Raw genomic sequence first — 14,435 nt, 5'->3', positions numbered from 1 at the left:
ATGAAGTCTCAGTAACCGCCCCTGTGGACACAATCTGGACAACTCCACAGTCCCCAGGGTGTGGACGGAACATCGTCCCAGGATCTGTGGAAAACTCCAGCCCAACGGCCCGAATTCGAACAGCGCGGACTGCTGAAGACTCGTCAACAGCCTTGGGAAAACCTCGCGAAGTCCCGGAAACGGGTCCTGCGACCGCCCGGACGCACCGTCGACGGCCGTCCGGAGAACGCTTCTGGGGCAACCCGCGGGCCGCTCCCGGCGCAGACAGAAGGGCGCCCGGGGACCCGTGGCCCCCGGGCGCCCCCGGTGTCGTAACAGCGGCTGCGTCAGCCGTTCTTGATGCGGTTGGTGAGCTCCGTGACCTGGTTGTAGATCGAGCGGCGCTCCGCCATCAGGGCCCGGATCTTGCGGTCCGCGTGCATCACCGTCGTGTGGTCCCGGCCGCCGAACTGCGCGCCGATCTTCGGCAGCGACAGATCGGTGAGCTCACGGCACAGGTACATCGCGATCTGCCGGGCCGTCACCAGCACCCGACTGCGCGAGGATCCGCACAGGTCGTCCACCGTCAGCCCGAAGTAGTCCGCGGTCGCCGACATGATGGCCGGCGCCGTGATCTCCGGGGAGGCGTCCTCGCCGCCGGGAATGAGGTCCTTCAGCACCTGCTCGGTGAGGCCGAGGTCCACCGGCTGCCGGTTCAGGCTCGCGAAGGCCGTGACCCGGATCAGCGCCCCCTCCAGCTCGCGGATGTTGCGCGAGATGCGGGAGGCGATGAACTCCAGCACCTCCGGCGGGGCGTTGAGCTGCTCCTGCACCGCCTTCTTGCGCAGGATCGCGATCCGCGTCTCCAGCTCCGGCGGCTGCACGTCAGTCGTCAGGCCCCACTCGAAGCGGTTGCGCAGCCGGTCCTCCAGCGTCACCAGCTGCTTGGGCGGCCGGTCGGAGGACAGCACGATCTGCTTGTTCGCGTTGTGCAGGGTGTTGAAGGTGTGGAAGAACTCCTCCTGCGTCGACTCCTTGCTCGCCAGGAACTGGATGTCGTCGACGAGCAGGATGTCCACGTCGCGGTAGCGCTTGCGGAACGCGTCGCCCTTGCCGTCACGGATGGAGTTGATGAACTCGTTGGTGAACTCCTCCGAGCTCACGTACCGCACCCGCGTGCCCGGATAGAGGCTGCGCGCGTAGTGACCGATCGCGTGCAGCAGGTGCGTCTTGCCGAGGCCGGACTCCCCGTAGATGAAGAGGGGGTTGTACGCCTTGGCGGGCGCCTCGGCGACGGCGACCGCGGCCGCGTGGGCGAACCGGTTCGAGGAGCCGATGACGAAGGTGTCGAAGAGGTACTTCGGGTTCAGGCGCGCGTGCGGCTCGCCGGGCCCGGGGGCCGGCGCGGGCTGCGCGGCCAGCGGACCGGGCGCCCCGCCGGAGGCCGGGAGCGACGGGCCGCCGCCGTGCCGCGGGCCCTGGTCCTGGCGGTCCTGCCGGTCCTGGCGGTCCTGCCGGTCCTGGCGCTCCACCCGCTCCTGCCGCTGCTGCTCGTACGACGGCGACTGGTCGTAGGACTGGCGGTCGGGAAGCTGCGAGCGGTAGTCGTGCTGCGGCGGCCGGGAGTAGGGGTCGCGCTCCGGGAAACCGCCGAGCCGGGGCTGCTGCCAGCCGCCGTGGTCCTCCGCCGCGCCGGGCCAGGTGCCGGGCGCGGGCCGCGACTGCTGGCGGTACTCGGGGTAGGCGGGCCGGGCGACGGGCAGGCCGTCGTCGGTCGAGCGGTGGCCGTAGGAGTCGTACGCGTCACGGTCCTCGCGGCTGTCGCGGAGGTCATGCTGCTGCTCGTCGTGCTGGCCGCGCTGGCCGGGCGGGCTGTGCTGCCCCGGCTGGCGCTGCGCCGGGTAGGAGGACGACGGGCGGGACTGCTGCCGTACGGGGACGGGCGTCTCGCCGACCGAGTCGTCGACCGTGATGGCGATCCGGATCGGCCGGCCGCACTCGTGGCTCAGGGCCTCGCTGATGAGCGGCGCGAGACGGCCTTCCAGGACCTGCTTGCTGTACTCGTTCGGCACGGCGAGCAGAGCGGTGTCGGCGACCAGCGCGAGCGGCTGGCAGCGCTCGATCCACTGTTTGTCCTTGGCCTCGACCCCCTGCTGTTCCTCTCCGAGCAGGTGCTCCAGCACGCGCGGCCACACTGCGGCAAGATCGGCAGGTACGTCAGCCACAGGGCACGCTCTCTCACAGGTCCCACGAAGGTGTGGTTCTCAAGGGACGGGACGGGAAGGACAGGCCGGCCGGGCAGGGACACGGGGTCCGCTTGTCGACGAATGCCTGAATCCTGGTTGTCCCACGGTAGTCGCGGCAGCTCACGCGGTTCAAGTTGTTGTCCACAGGCTGTGCACAGTCGGCCCCCGACAAGCCCCGGTTTGACCGGATGGCGTAGCCGCGCGTACCGTAACCAGGTCGAGTTGTCGATGGCTGCTGCCGCCTGCCTCCGATGGGCAAAGATCATGGTCAATGATCGTGAAGCGGTGCACTGAGAGCGTTGCGAGCTTCCTCGTGGGCGCACGGTGACAGCCAGGCGATGTCCCGCCACCCCCGATTCATTTCTGGAGCCCCCGAGTGAGCAAGCGCACCTTCCAGCCGAACAACCGTCGTCGTGCCAAGACCCACGGCTTCCGTCTGCGCATGCGTACCCGCGCCGGCCGCGCCATCCTGGCGAACCGCCGTGCCAAGGGCCGCACTGAGCTGTCCGCCTGATCCCGTACGGGTCATGACGTGCTGCCTACCGAGAATCGGCTGAGGCGGCGCGAGGACTTCGCAACCGCAGTACGGCGAGGGCGCCGCGCAGGCCGCCCGCTTCTCGTCGTCCATCTACGCAGTAGCGGTGCAACGGACCCGCACGCGGCAGGGGAGAGCACTCCCCCGACGCGTGCGGGTTTCGTCGTGAGCAAGGCCGTTGGTGTTGCTGTCGTACGCAATGCGGTGAAGCGGAGACTGCGCCACCTCATGCGCGACAGGATCGCCGAGCTGCCCCCCGGTAGCCTGGTAGTCGTACGGGCGCTGCCCGGAGCGGGCGGTGCCGACCACGCACAGCTGGCCCGAGACCTGGACGCCGCACTGCAGCGGCTGCTGGGCGGGGCTCCCCATACCGAAGGTCAGGGGAGAGGCACGCGATGAAGTACCCACTACTGGCCCTCATCAAGCTGTACCAGTGGACCATCAGCCCGCTGCTGGGGCCGGTCTGCAGGTACTACCCGTCGTGTTCCCACTACGGATTCACGGCCATCGACCGGCACGGCGCGGTGAAGGGCACTGCCCTCACCGCCTGGCGCATCCTGCGGTGCAATCCGTGGTCGCCCGGCGGTGTGGATCACGTGCCGGCACGCACGCGCCGTCGTTGGCACGAAGCGCTGCGCGACGCGTGGCGCGGAAGCAAGGGCGAGAAGTCCGCCGTCGGCGTGTCTTCTCCGGGATCCGACCAGAACCCGAGCCCGGCCGCAGAGACCTCGCCCAATGCTCAAGGAGCTTGATTAGTGGACACGATTGCCAGTCTGTTCAGCTTCATCACCTGGCCCGTTTCCTGGGTCATCGTCCAGTTCCACAAGGTGTACGGATTCCTCTTCGGACCCGACACGGGGTGGGCCTGGGGCCTGTCCATCGTGTCCCTCGTGGTGCTCATCCGCATCTGCCTGATCCCGCTCTTCGTGAAGCAGATCAAGTCGACGCGGAACATGCAGGTGCTCCAGCCGAAGATGAAGGCGATCCAGGAGCGCTACAAGAGCGATAAGCAGCGTCAGTCCGAAGAGATGATGAAGCTGTACAAGGAGACGGGCACCAACCCGCTCTCCTCGTGTCTTCCCATCCTGGCGCAGTCCCCGTTCTTCTTCGCCCTCTACCACGTGCTCTCCAGCATCGCCGATGGCAAGAAGATCGGCGTCATCAACGACCAGCTGCTGGAGAGCGCCCGTCAGGCGCACATCTTCGGCGCTCCGCTGGCCGCGAAGTTCACGGACAGCGCCGACAAGATCGCCGGCCTGGAAGCCTCGGCGACCTCGGTGAAGATCGTCACCGCCGTCATGATCGTGATGATGTCGGCCTCGCAGTTCTTCACCCAGAAGCAGCTCATGACGAAGAACGTCGACCTCACGGTCAAGACGCCGTTCATGCAGCAGCAGAAGATGATGATGTACATCTTCCCGGTGATGTTCATGGTGATGGGCATCAACTTCCCCGTCGGTGTCCTCGTTTACTGGCTGACCACCAACGTGTGGACCATGGGCCAGCAGATGTACGTCATCAACCAGAACCCGACGCCGGGCAGCAAGGCCCAGGACTCCTACCTGCAGCGGCTGCTGAAGTCCACAGTGGACTCGGGCCAGGTCAAGGCCAAGCGCAAGCGCAACGTCGTCAAGGTCATCGTCGCCAAGGGTCCCGACCGCAACGACGTCGAGCGCAAGTTCATCACCGGGCTCGCCAAGGCCGGCTTCGTCGCCGAGGCGGACGGCACGGTCTCCAGGAGCACCACCGCCCTCGCCGAGGCGGAGGGCGGCGCGACGGCCGCCAAGCGGCAGCAGCCCAAGCGGCAGACCAAGGCCAAGCGCCAGGCGGCCACCGCCGCGCCGGGCGCGGCGGCCGCACGGGCCGCCGAGGACTCCGGCTCCAAGACCTCCTTGGAGAAGAAGGACGCGCCGCAGGACGCCAAGACCGCCGCGGCCGACAAGCCCGCAGGTTCCGCACGCCAAGCCAAGACCGGGCAGCGCAAGGGCCCGCAGCGGCCCAAGCACCCGTCCAAGAAGTAAGAAGGAGTCCTCCCGTGACGGACGGCACCACCACTTCCTCCGCGCCCGCCGAGGGCACCGACACCCTGACGCGTCTGGAGCAGGAGGGCGAGATCGCGGCCGACTACCTCGAGGGTCTGCTCGACATCGCCGACCTGGACGGCGACATCGACATGGACGTCGAGGCCGACCGGGCCGCTGTCTCGATCATCAGCGACTCGAACGGCCGCGACCTGCAGAAGCTCGTGGGCCGTGACGGCGAGGTGCTCGAAGCGCTTCAGGAGCTGACCCGGCTCGCCGTGCACCGGGAGACCGGCGACCGCAGCCGCCTGATGCTGGACATCGCGGGCTTCCGTGCCAAGAAGCGCGAGGAGCTCGCGGAGATCGGCGCCAAGGCGGCGGACGAGGCGAAGACCTCGGGCGCACCCGTGAAGCTGGACCCGATGACGCCGTTCGAGCGCAAGGTCGTGCACGACGCGGTCGCCGCAGCGGGCCTGCGCAGCGAGTCCGAGGGCGAGGAGCCCCAGCGCTTCGTCGTCGTTCTCCCGGCCTGACCGGACACGTGCTTTCTCGGCCCCGTCTGTTCTGTTCGCAGGCGGGGCCGAACTTTTGTCAGCCTGATAGTTCAGCCACCACAGTGCGGTACGGAAGGACGGTCCCCGTGACGGAGGCAGCAGCGGAGCTTCCCCAGGCGCCCGAAGAGGCCAAGGCGGTATTCGGTGAGTACTTCCCGCAGGCCGTTCGGTACGCCGAGCTGCTCGCGGACGCGGGGGTCGAACGCGGTCTGATCGGCCCGCGAGAAGTGCCGCGCCTGTGGGAGCGGCACCTGTTGAACTGCGCTGTCCTCTCGGAGGTCGTGCCGCAGAACACCACGGTCTGCGATGTCGGCTCGGGTGCCGGTCTGCCCGGCATCCCGCTGGCACTCGCCCGTCCGGACCTGAAGATCACTCTTCTGGAGCCCCTGCTGCGCCGCACGAACTTCCTCCAGGAAGCCGTCGAGCTGCTGGGGCTGGACCATGTCACCGTCGTAAGGGGCCGTGCCGAAGAGGTCATGGGCAAGGTCGAGCCCGTTCACGTGGTGACCGCGCGTGCGGTGGCGCCGCTGGACCGGCTGGCCGGCTGGGGCGTTCCCCTGCTGCGTCCGTACGGGGAGATGCTCGCCCTCAAGGGAGACACCGCCGAGGAGGAGCTCAAGGGGGCGCGGGCCGCGCTCGGCAAGCTGGGCGTGGTCAAGACCGAGGTGCTCCAGGTCGGCGCCGGTGTGGTGGACCCCTTGTCCACGGTCGTACGGGTCGAGGTCGGTGAGAGCCCGGGCGGCGTGCGGTTCGCGGCGAAGCGGGCCAAGGCGGCGCGGACCGGCAGGGCGCGTCGCCGCCGCTGAACGGCGGAGATTCACCCCGATGCTCCATCCAGGGACCCGCACCTGTGCGGCGCGGAGTGTCGGGGTCTTCCGCGGAGACCCTGCGGTCCATCGTGTTTCACGTGAAACATCGCTCGTTGCTGCAAGGAATCATCAGCCGGGGCCGTGGCGCTACCGCTCCGCGCGAATCGAGACCCGAAAGGGTCACGGGGTTGTCCACAAGAGCGGGTTCTTCCACAGGGGGACGGGCCTCACTGGTTCATGACCCCCTAAGCGTGACAGGCTCTGAGCACTACGAGCCTGAAGTCGAGGAGAGTGAATCCTTGCGGTCCGACGCCAACATCGCGGGACCGATGACCGATCCGGTCCCCGGCCCCCGTTCCGAAGCGGCAGGCGCCGATGTTTCACGTGAAACATCGCCCCTGCCGGACGACGCCCCCGTGGGGCGTGCTGCCCAGATGGCGGTGGATGCCCTCGGCCGTACCGGCGAGGGCCTTCCGAAGCCCGAGCAGACACGCGTGATGGTGGTCGCCAACCAGAAGGGCGGAGTGGGGAAGACCACGTCCACGGTCAATCTCGCCGCCTCGCTCGCACTGCACGGTGCACGGGTCCTGGTGATCGACCTCGATCCGCAGGGCAACGCCTCCACGGCACTGGGAATCGACCATCACTCCGAAGTCCCCTCCATCTACGACGTGCTGATCGACAGCAAGCCGCTGTCGGACGTGGTCCAGCCCGTCCGGGATGTCGAAGGGCTCTTCTGCGCCCCCGCCACCATCGATCTCGCCGGTGCGGAGATCGAGTTGGTGTCCCTGGTGGCACGTGAGAGCAGGCTCCAGCGGGCCATCCAGGCCTATGAACAGCCGCTGGACTACGTCCTTATCGACTGTCCGCCGTCCCTGGGGCTGCTGACGGTCAACGCGATGGTGGCCGGCCAGGAAGTGCTGATCCCCATTCAGTGCGAGTACTACGCGCTGGAAGGGCTCGGCCAGCTCCTGCGGAACGTGGAACTGGTGCGCGGGCATCTCAACCCCGAGCTCCATGTCTCCACGATCCTGCTGACCATGTACGACGGCCGGACCAGGCTCGCCTCGCAGGTGGCGGAGGAAGTGCGCAGTCACTTCGCCAAGGAAGTGCTCAAGACCAGCATCCCGAGGTCCGTCCGGATCTCGGAGGCTCCCAGCTATGGGCAGACCGTGCTCACCTACGATCCGAGCTCCAGCGGCTCGCTGTCGTACCTCGAGGCGGCGCGGGAGATCGCGTTGCGGGGGGCCGGAGTCTTTTATGACGCGCAGCACGCCCATGCTGTCGACCAGAACAATCAGCACGGTGTGGCGGAGGGTGTCCAATGAGCGAGCGACGTAGAGGACTGGGGCGCGGGCTCCAGGCGCTGATTCCGAATGCTTCCCGGGAACCGCAGGCTCCTGGGGCCGGCACGGCGACCGCGGAACGCGGGGTGGCCGCAGCCAAGGTGACCGCATTGCGGGAGAGCGATGTTTCACGTGAAACATCGCCGCTGCCGCCCCGCTCTCCGGGGACACCGGCGGCCCCGGAGCAGGAGGCCGAGACGGCGGCTCTGCAGGTGCCCGTAGGGGCGTTCTTCGCCGAGCTTCCGCTGGACGCGATCACGCCGAACCCCCAGCAGCCGCGTCGGGTGTTCGACGAGGACGCGCTGGCCGAGCTCATCACCTCCATCAAGGAAGTGGGCCTCCTCCAGCCGATCGTCGTACGGCAGGTGGGCCCGGAGAGCTTCCAGCTCATCATGGGTGAGCGGCGTCTGCGGGCCGGCCGGGAAGCCGGTCTGGAGCGCATTCCGGCAATCATCCGGGCCACGGAGGACGACAAGCTCCTCCTCGACGCCCTTCTGGAGAACCTCCATCGGGCTCAGTTGAACCCGGTGGAGGAGGCCCTGGCGTACGACCAGCTGCTCAAGGACTTCGGCTGCACGCACGACCAGTTGGCCGACCGGATCGGGCGTTCGCGTCCGCAGGTCTCCAACACGCTGCGCCTGCTGAAGCTGCCGATGGCCGTGCAGAAGCGGGTGTCGGCGGGGGTGCTCTCCGGCGGCCACGCGCGTGCGCTCCTCGGCCTTGAGGACTCCGAAGCGCAGGAGCACCTCGCGAAGCGCATCGTCCAGGAGGGTCTCTCGGTCCGTACGACCGAGGAGATCGTCAAGATGATGGAGTCCGAGCCGGCGAAGCCGGTCAAGCCGAAGGGCCCCCGGGCCGGCGCCCGGATGGCTCCCGCTCTGTCGGACCTGGCCTCGCGGCTGTCCGACCGCTTCGAGACCCGGGTGAAGGTCGACCTGGGACAGAAGAAGGGCAAGATCACCGTCGAGTTCGCCTCGGTGGAGGATCTGGAGCGCATCCTCGGCACGCTCGCCCCCGGCGAGGGACGCGTTCTGGAGAAGAGCCTGAGCGAGCAGGACGGGCAGAACCAGGAGAGCTGACCCCCCGAGGCGTCTGTGCAGGGCGGGGGTGTTCCGGCAGTGGCCGGAACACCCCCGCCCTTTGCGCTGCGTCGGTACCCGTCCGATGGCCCGATGGATACGATGCCTCGTGGTACGGCGCATCCACTGTGATCCACCTCGGAGGGGGAACGGAGCCATGCGATCGGTGAGCCGGAGCCAACTGGTGACTGCGGGTCTGGGAATCGGCGCGGTCGGCGGATTCGTCGGCAGCCTGCTCCGGGAATGGAGCGCGCTGAGTGCCGCCCGCGGTGCGGCAGGCGAGGAAAGTGGGGAACGGCCTTGGGTCGTCGGCTCGTACCGCTCACGCTGGACAACCTTGCGGATCTTCCCCAGCGGTGTCGCGGTTGCGTCTTCTGGGAACTCGACCCCGTCCGCGGTGAAGCGGCGATAGAGGCGGGTCGGGCTGAGTCGGAGAAGGAGGCCTGGATCTCCGCGGTACTCCTGGAGTGGGGGTCCTGCGGCCGGGTCGTCTACGTGGACGAGGTCCCGGTGGGCTTCGTGATGTACGCGCCGCCGGCCTACGTGCCCCGGGCCACGGCGTTTCCCACCAGCCCGGTGTCGCCGGACGCCGTGCAGCTGATGACGTCCCTGATCGTGCCCGGCTACCAGGGGCAGGGGCTCGGGCGGGTGATGGTGCAGACCGTGGCGAAGGACCTGCTGGGGCGCGGCTTCAAGGCGATCGAGGCGTTCGGCGATGCCCGGTGGAAGGAGCCCGGGTGTCTGCTGCCCGCGGATCATCTGCTGTCGGTCGGCTTCAAGACGGTCCGCCCGCACCCCACTCATCCCCGCCTCAGACTGGAGTTGCGGACCGCGCTGTCCTGGAAGGAAGACGTGGAGCTGGCGCTGGACAAGCTGCTGGGGGTCGTGCAGAAGGATCCGGTGCTGCGGCCGCTCTAGGGAGAACGGGCGGAGGCCCACCCCGTGCGGGGTGGGCCTCCGTGTTTCACGTGAAACAGCGCCGGTGATTACTCGCCGATGAAGGGGTCCAGGTCGCGGACGATCGCGGCCTTCGGCTTGGCGCCGACGATGGTCTTGGCGACCTCGCCGTTCTGGTAGACGTTCAGCGTCGGGATGGACATGACGCCGTACTTGGCAGCGGTGGCCGGGTTCTCGTCGATGTTGAGCTTGACGACCTCGATCTTGTCGCCGTGCTCGGCCGCGATGGCCTCCAACGAGGGGGCGATCTGACGGCACGGACCGCACCAGGCGGCCCAGAAGTCAACGAGGACGGGCTTGTCGCTCTTGAGGACGATCTCGTCGAAGGAGTCGTCGGTCACGTTCTTCAGGTCGCCGGCCACGGCGGCCTCCTTCACTGCTCAGGGGTGTGGGGTGGGGGTGGGGTTCAGACAGCGGGGGTCTTCTCGGGCTCGGCCAGCTTCTCGCTGTCGGCGAGAGCCGCGAGGTAGCGCTCCGCGTCGAGCGCGGCGGAGCAGCCGGTGCCCGCGGCCGTGATGGCCTGCCGGTAGGTGTGGTCGACGACGTCACCTGCGGCGAAGACCCCGGGGAGGTTGGTGCGGGTCGAGGGAGCTTCGACCTTCACGTAGCCCTCGTCGTCCAGTTCGACCTGGCCCTTGAAGAGCTCGCTGCGCGGGTCGTGGCCGACGGCGATGAACAGGCCGGTCACGTCGAGCGGGGCGGTCTCGCCGGTCTTGGTGCTGCGCAGCGTGATCCCGGAGAGCTTCTGGTCGCCTTCGAGGGAAGCGGTCTCGCTGTCCCAGGCGAACTTGATCTTCGGGTCGGCGAAGGCGCGCTCCTGCATCGCCTTGGAGGCGCGCAGGGTGTCGCGGCGGTGGACGATGGTGACGGACTTCGCGAAGCGGGAGAGGAAGGTGGCTTCCTCCATCGCGGTGTCGCCGCCGCCCACCACGGCGATGTCGTGGTCCTTGAAGAAGAAGCCGTCGCAGGTGGCACACCAGGAGACGCCGCGTCCGGAGAGCGCGTCCTCCTGGGGCAGGCCCAGCTTGCGGTGCTGCGAACCGGTGGAGATGATCACGGCCTTGGCGCGGTGCACGGTGCCGGCGGTGTCGGTGACGGTCTTGATGTCGCCCTTGAGGTCCACCGAGACGATGTCGTCGGGGATCAGCTCGGCACCGAAGCGCTCGGCCTGGGCGCGCATGCTGTCCATCAGGTCCGGGCCCATGATGCCGTCACGGAAACCGGGGAAGTTCTCGACCTCGGTGGTGTTCATCAGGGCACCACCTGCGGTGACAGCGCCTTCGAACACCAGCGGCTTCAGCGACGCGCGCGCGGTGTACAGCGCGGCGGTGTAGCCGGCCGGCCCGGAGCCAATGATGATCACGTTACGGACGTCGCTCACGGGTTTCTTCCTCGTCTCTGCAGACTGCTTACTGCCAACCGGGGCCCGGTCTGAACCTTTCACCCCACCCAACGGATACTACGGGGCTGGCATTCCCGAGCCGGACGTCCGCTTTGCGCGCGGGTCAGCCGCGGGGGTAGCCATGCGTCAGCAGCAGCTCGCCCTTGCCCGCGGGCGCCGTCTTCACACAGGCCGCGTCCACGACGTACGCCTGGACCTGCTTGGGGTCGGACGTGTGCGGGAGCAGGAGGAGGAAGGCCTGCTTGCCCTCGTAGGAGCCCTGCTTGGCGGCGAGCGGGGCGTCGGACCTGCCGGTGCCCTGTTGCACGCAGGCGGGGACGGCGACGGTCTGCACCGCGAAGGGCGTCTTCTCCTGGACGTCGACCGAGGGGGCGTTCTTGTCGCTCCGCACGGGCTTGGGAGGGTCCAGCAGAGCATCCACCTGTGTTTCCAGCGGGGTGCCGGCGAACTGCGGGGTCTGGGCCTTGGCTGCGTTCGGATGGTCGGCGTCGTTGCCGTCGGCCGGAAGGTTCTGGACGAGCAGGACGCCCAGGCCCAGGGCTGCGGCACCCAGTACGGCGCTCCACACGGCACGGCGCCGTGGCGTGCGCTGGGAGGAGCGACCGGGACCGGTCGTTCCACGAGCACGGCCCGCGGGGCGGCCTGCGGCCGGCCGGGCAGGAGCCTGTGTTGTTTCACGGGAAACATCGCCTGCTGCCGTTTCACGTGAAACATCGGCGGCCGTCGTTTCACGTGAAACACCGTGGGCCGTGTCGGAGCTCGCTCCGGGGGCCGTGGAGTCCAGCAGGGCTTCAGCGGCGAGGGCGGCGTCGATGCGGCCGGCGATGTCGGCGGGCATCCGCTGCGGCCCCGGCAGCGTGCCGAGCAGTCCGCGGATCTCCTCCAGGGACAGCTGGACGTCGGCGCACAGCTCGCAGTCGTCGACGTGACGGCGTACGTCCTGAGCGCGGGACGGCGACAGCAGCCCCTCCGTGAGATCGGAGATCTCCGCGACATCCGGGTGCTGAGCCGTTCCGGTCGTGGATGTCACGCGCGCCCACCTCCGCCCTTCACAGCGGCAGGACCGTTCGGCCCTGCGTCCCTCGGTTCCGTTGCCGGTGGGACGGATGTCCCCGGCCTCCGGTTCCTTCCCCCTCCGCGGTCCTCGTTACCCCCGGTTCCGCTGCGCAGATGAGTGAGAAGAGGAAGGAGCCTGGCGCGGCCGCGTGCGCAGCGGCTTTTCACTGTTCCGGTGGGGACGTCGAGGACGCGCGCGGCCTCGGCCACCGGGTATCCCTGCATGTCCACGAGGACGAGTGCGGCTCTCTGCTCGGCCGGGAGGGTACGCAGCGCGGCCAGGAGCTCGCGGTGCAGGTCCTGGCGTTCAGCGGGGGCCTCGGCGGACTCGTGGGGCTCCAGGAGCTGGTCGAGCCGGTCGGCGTCGTCCACGGGCGAGGTCTTGCGGGAGGCGGCCTTGCGGGCGCGGTCCAGGCAGGCGTTCACGGTTATCCGGTGCAGCCAGGTGGTGACGGCGGACTGGCCGCGGAAGGTGTGGGCGGCCCGGTAGGCGGAGACCAGGGCGTCCTGCACCGCGTCGGCGGCCTCCTCCCGGTCGCCGAGCGTGCGCAGGGCCACGGCCCACAGCCGGTCGCGGTGGCGGCGTACGAGTTCACCGAAGGCGTCGGGGTCTCCTCCGACGTGCTGGGCCAGGAGTTCCTGGTCGTCGGCATCGCGCAGTGTGACCTCGTCCAACGGTGAGCCCCCTTCCCCCCGGCGGCTGAGTCAGCCTGTGAACTTCACATCGGTTATGGCCTGCTTGTACCCGGCGTCGCTGTACTGGTCGTAGGGAGCCTGCGGCATGGCCGTGATCCACACAAGTACGTACCGGGTCTTCACAGGAGACTTTGCCCGCAGGGAGGCCGTCTTGCCCTCGGTCTCCGTGGAGGCGAACTTCTTCATCGAGTCGAGAGGGGTCGACGAGGAGAGGGACTTCGCGGCGTACAGGGAGATGGCGGTCTTGTTGCCGCTGTAGTTCAGCTGTATCGACGCGGTCGACACGTCCTTGGCCTCGCCGAGGTCGTAGACGATGCCGACGCCCTGCTTGAACGGGGCGAGTACCGGGCCGCCCTTGAAGGAGTAGGAGCGCCAGTACGTCGAGCTGTCGCCGTCGTAGGTCTTGTCGACGTCCTCGGGGTGCTGCGCCTTGCCGTCCGGGTAGTACTCACGGGCGTCCTTGATCGCGACTGGCCCGGCGGGCCTGGGCTTCTCGTTGCCGCCCTGGTTGGTGGTGATCTCCGTGGGTTCGGCCACTTTGTTGCGGTCCAGGAGTGTGTCGGCGAGCTGCCAGCTCCCGAGGCCGAGGGCGGCGATCAGGAGGGAGGCGACCCCCCACTTGAGGGCCCGGCCGGTACGGCTCTGCAGAGGACGGGGCGGCGGCTGCACGGGCTGCGGGGCGGCGGCGGGCCCTGGCTGCGGACGCCCGTAGGCGCCCTGCTGGTACGTGGTGCGCTGGTACTCGGGACGGGGGGCGAACTCGGGCTCCGGCGGGCGGACGCGGGGCATCGCCGCCACCGCCTTGGCCAGCTCGTCGGGGGTCGTGCAGGGCGGTTCCTGCCGGGACGCGGTCGCGCCGTCGTTGGCCAGAGCCCGCATGGCGAGCTCGGACAGGCCCCGGTGGACGCCGGCCCGCACCTGGTCGGGGGCGATCAGCCCGATGCCCTTGGGGAGCCCGGTGAGGCCGTAGGCGTCGCTCTCGTACGGCCAGCGCTGGGTCAGCGACGCGTACAGCAGGGCGCCGATGGCCTCGGTGTCTTCGAGCTGCGGGCGCTCGGAGGTGATGCCGCGCAGGGCGGCGCTGACCGCGAGGCCGCGGATGCGGTACTGGCCGGTGGAGGTGCGCAGGACGGCGTTCGGGGTGAGCTGGAGGTGGGCCAGGCCCTCGCGGTGGGCGGCGGCCATGGCCTGGGAGACCTGGCTGACCAGCTGGTACGCGTCGTGCGGTTCCAGCGGGCCGGAGGCGAGGACGGCGGTCAGCTCGGTGGCGTCGGGCAGCCACTCGTGGACGACGTAGACGAGGTCGTTCTCCTCGACGGCGTCCAGGACCTGCACGAAGCGGGGGTCGCCCAGCAGTGCGGAGGCGCGGGCCGCGGCGAGCACGGAACGGGCCCGGGCATGGTCTGCGGGCAGCAGGTGGACCCCGACGGCTCGGCGCAGCTTCTCGTCGACGGCCCGCCAGCTGCTGAAGCCGTCGAGCCGGGTGAGGCACTCCTCCAGTCGGTAGCGTCTGGCCAGCTTGTGGCCGCTGTGGAGTTCGGGCGCGACGATCGCGGACTCCGTGCCCTTCTTCGTACCGGGCTCGTCCTGCGTGCTCATCTCCGGTGTGTCCTGGCCTTCCGCCACCCCGTCGGCCGTGGCCCCGTCCGCACAGGCGGTGACCGGTCCTGCTCCGCCGGGGGCGGGAGTGGGACCGTCACCGCTGTTGTCGGCCACGTCGACGGCAGCCGTGCTACGTTCCGCCACCGTCGTTCC

At 69.0% G+C, this 14,435-nt stretch carries 15 protein-coding genes; 9 read left to right on the top strand and 6 right to left on the bottom strand.

Annotated features, from left to right (window positions below):
• Window positions 1-326: 326 nt before the first annotated feature.
• Window positions 327-2,204 (bottom strand): chromosomal replication initiator protein DnaA, encoded by a 1,878-nt coding sequence (gene dnaA / locus ACZ56L_RS05970; RefSeq protein ID WP_471062055.1) that lies wholly within the window; start codon window positions 2,202-2,204, stop codon window positions 327-329.
• A 397-nt stretch (window positions 2,205-2,601) separates the two neighbouring features.
• Here dnaA and rpmH point away from each other — a divergent pair, with 397 nt between their 5' ends.
• From rpmH to ACZ56L_RS05925, 9 genes are all read left to right on the top strand, one after another.
• Complete coding sequence (rpmH, locus tag ACZ56L_RS05965; protein WP_014137019.1) at window positions 2,602-2,739, top strand: 50S ribosomal protein L34; 138 nt, start codon at window positions 2,602-2,604, stop codon at window positions 2,737-2,739.
• An 18-nt stretch (window positions 2,740-2,757) separates the two neighbouring features.
• Entirely contained in the window at window positions 2,758-3,159 is a 402-nt protein-coding gene (gene rnpA, locus ACZ56L_RS05960) for a ribonuclease P protein component (protein ID WP_345220912.1), read from the top strand.
• On the top strand, window positions 3,156-3,512 hold the full coding sequence (gene yidD / locus ACZ56L_RS05955) for a membrane protein insertion efficiency factor YidD (RefSeq protein ID WP_345220909.1): 357 nt from the start codon (window positions 3,156-3,158) through the stop codon (window positions 3,510-3,512). The genes rnpA and yidD overlap by 4 nt, the downstream gene beginning before the upstream one ends.
• Window positions 3,513-3,515: 3 nt before the next feature.
• On the top strand, window positions 3,516-4,781 hold the full coding sequence (yidC, locus tag ACZ56L_RS05950) for a membrane protein insertase YidC (protein ID WP_471062050.1): 1,266 nt from the start codon (window positions 3,516-3,518) through the stop codon (window positions 4,779-4,781).
• Window positions 4,782-4,795: 14 nt separating this feature from the next.
• Window positions 4,796-5,314, top strand: coding sequence for a Jag family protein (locus ACZ56L_RS05945; RefSeq protein WP_189822530.1), 519 nt, complete (start codon window positions 4,796-4,798; stop codon window positions 5,312-5,314).
• Window positions 5,315-5,421: 107 nt separating this feature from the next.
• Complete coding sequence (rsmG, locus tag ACZ56L_RS05940; protein WP_345220904.1) at window positions 5,422-6,141, top strand: 16S rRNA (guanine(527)-N(7))-methyltransferase RsmG; 720 nt, start codon at window positions 5,422-5,424, stop codon at window positions 6,139-6,141.
• 254 nt (window positions 6,142-6,395) lie between these two features.
• Entirely contained in the window at window positions 6,396-7,472 is a 1,077-nt protein-coding gene (locus tag ACZ56L_RS05935; RefSeq protein ID WP_468688349.1) for a ParA family protein, read from the top strand.
• Entirely contained in the window at window positions 7,469-8,569 is a 1,101-nt protein-coding gene (locus ACZ56L_RS05930; protein ID WP_345220900.1) for a ParB/RepB/Spo0J family partition protein, read from the top strand. Before ACZ56L_RS05935 ends, ACZ56L_RS05930 begins: the two co-directional genes overlap by 4 nt.
• A 300-nt stretch (window positions 8,570-8,869) precedes the next feature.
• On the top strand, window positions 8,870-9,487 hold the full coding sequence (locus tag ACZ56L_RS05925) for a GNAT family N-acetyltransferase (RefSeq protein ID WP_468690894.1): 618 nt from the start codon (window positions 8,870-8,872) through the stop codon (window positions 9,485-9,487).
• A gap of 68 nt (window positions 9,488-9,555) precedes the next feature.
• On the opposite strand, the gene trxA is transcribed toward ACZ56L_RS05925, so the two are convergent.
• The 5 genes from trxA to ACZ56L_RS05900 all read right to left on the bottom strand — a co-directional run bounded on the left by trxA (window position 9,556) and on the right by ACZ56L_RS05900 (window position 14,426).
• Entirely contained in the window at window positions 9,556-9,888 is a 333-nt protein-coding gene (trxA, locus tag ACZ56L_RS05920) for a thioredoxin (RefSeq protein ID WP_189822535.1), read from the bottom strand.
• A gap of 44 nt (window positions 9,889-9,932) precedes the next feature.
• Window positions 9,933-10,907, bottom strand: coding sequence for a thioredoxin-disulfide reductase (gene trxB / locus ACZ56L_RS05915; protein WP_345220894.1), 975 nt, complete (start codon window positions 10,905-10,907; stop codon window positions 9,933-9,935).
• Between the two features lie 124 nt (window positions 10,908-11,031).
• The gene (locus tag ACZ56L_RS05910) at window positions 11,032-11,958 is read right to left on the bottom strand and encodes a hypothetical protein (protein ID WP_471062040.1); all 927 of its coding nucleotides are present in this window, start codon (window positions 11,956-11,958) and stop codon (window positions 11,032-11,034) included.
• On the bottom strand, window positions 11,955-12,659 hold the full coding sequence (gene sigM / locus ACZ56L_RS05905; protein ID WP_401755202.1) for an RNA polymerase sigma factor SigM: 705 nt from the start codon (window positions 12,657-12,659) through the stop codon (window positions 11,955-11,957). The genes ACZ56L_RS05910 and sigM overlap by 4 nt, the downstream gene beginning before the upstream one ends.
• Before the next feature lie 30 nt (window positions 12,660-12,689).
• Window positions 12,690-14,426 (bottom strand): protein kinase family protein, encoded by a 1,737-nt coding sequence (locus ACZ56L_RS05900; protein ID WP_471062036.1) that lies wholly within the window; start codon window positions 14,424-14,426, stop codon window positions 12,690-12,692.
• Window positions 14,427-14,435 lie beyond the last annotated feature (9 nt).

Source organism: Streptomyces sp. NPDC039736, assembly GCF_055596485.1.
Note: the sequence above shows the minus strand (reverse complement) of the source record. Positions and strands in the feature narration are given on the sequence as shown.